This is a genomic window from Citrobacter sp. JGM124 (assembly GCF_018257795.1).
Taxonomy (GTDB): Bacteria; Pseudomonadota; Gammaproteobacteria; order Enterobacterales; family Enterobacteriaceae; genus JGM124.
This window is the reverse complement of the sequence record NZ_JAERJD010000033.1, coordinates 1-1,239: the sequence shown is the minus strand read 5'-3', so window position 1 is coordinate 1,239 and position 1,239 is coordinate 1. Positions and strand designations below refer to the sequence as shown.

The window sequence follows — 1,239 nt, the reverse complement described above, 5'->3', positions numbered from 1 at the left end:
GTCCCTTGCGGACGGAGCTGAAGCCAGTCGAAGATACCAGCTGGCTGCAACTGTTTATTAAAAACACAGCACTGTGCAAACACGAAAGTGGACGTATACGGTGTGACGCCTGCCCGGTGCCGGAAGGTTAATTGATGGGGTCAGCAGCAATGCGAAGCTCTTGATCGAAGCCCCGGTAAACGGCGGCCGTAACTATAACGGTCCTAAGGTAGCGAAATTCCTTGTCGGGTAAGTTCCGACCTGCACGAATGGCGTAATGATGGCCAGGCTGTCTCCACCCGAGACTCAGTGAAATTGAACTCGCTGTGAAGATGCAGTGTACCCGCGGCAAGACGGAAAGACCCCGTGAACCTTTACTATAGCTTGACACTGAACATTGAGCCTTGATGTGTAGGATAGGTGGGAGGCTTTGAAGTGTGGACGCCAGTCTGCATGGAGCCATCCTTGAAATACCACCCTTTAATGTTTGATGTTCTAACGTAGGTCCCTAATCGGGATTGCGGACAGTGTCTGGTGGGTAGTTTGACTGGGGCGGTCTCCTCCCAAAGAGTAACGGAGGAGCACGAAGGTTAGCTAATCACGGTCGGACATCGTGAGGTTAGTGCAAAGGCATAAGCTAGCTTGACTGTGAGAGTGACGGCTCGAGCAGGTGCGAAAGCAGGTCTTAGTGATCCGGTGGTTCTGAATGGAAGGGCCATCGCTCAACGGATAAAAGGTACTCCGGGGATAACAGGCTGATACCGCCCAAGAGTTCATATCGACGGCGGTGTTTGGCACCTCGATGTCGGCTCATCACATCCTGGGGCTGAAGTAGGTCCCAAGGGTATGGCTGTTCGCCATTTAAAGTGGTACGCGAGCTGGGTTTAGAACGTCGTGAGACAGTTCGGTCCCTATCTGCCGTGGGCGCTGGAGAATTGAGGGGGGCTGCTCCTAGTACGAGAGGACCGGAGTGGACGCATCACTGGTGTTCGGGTTGTCATGCCAATGGCATTGCCCGGTAGCTAAATGCGGAAGAGATAAGCGCTGAAAGCATCTAAGCGCGAAACTTGCCCCGAGATGAATTCTCCCTGGGTCCTTGAGACCCCTGAAGGGACGTTGAAGACTACGACGTTGATAGGCTGGGTGTGTAAGTGTAGCGATACATTGAGCTAACCAGTACTAATGACCCGTGAGGCTTAACCTTACAACACCGAAGGTGTTTTAGAGATAATTTGAGAGATTTTCAGCGAGTTCCGGAAT

1 rRNA gene is annotated in these 1,239 nt (G+C 52.5%); it reads left to right on the top strand.

Annotated features, from left to right (window positions below):
• A 23S ribosomal RNA gene (locus JK154_RS17590) occupies positions 1-1,183 on the top strand; the annotation flags it as partial.
• Between the last annotated feature and the right edge of the window lie 56 nt (positions 1,184-1,239).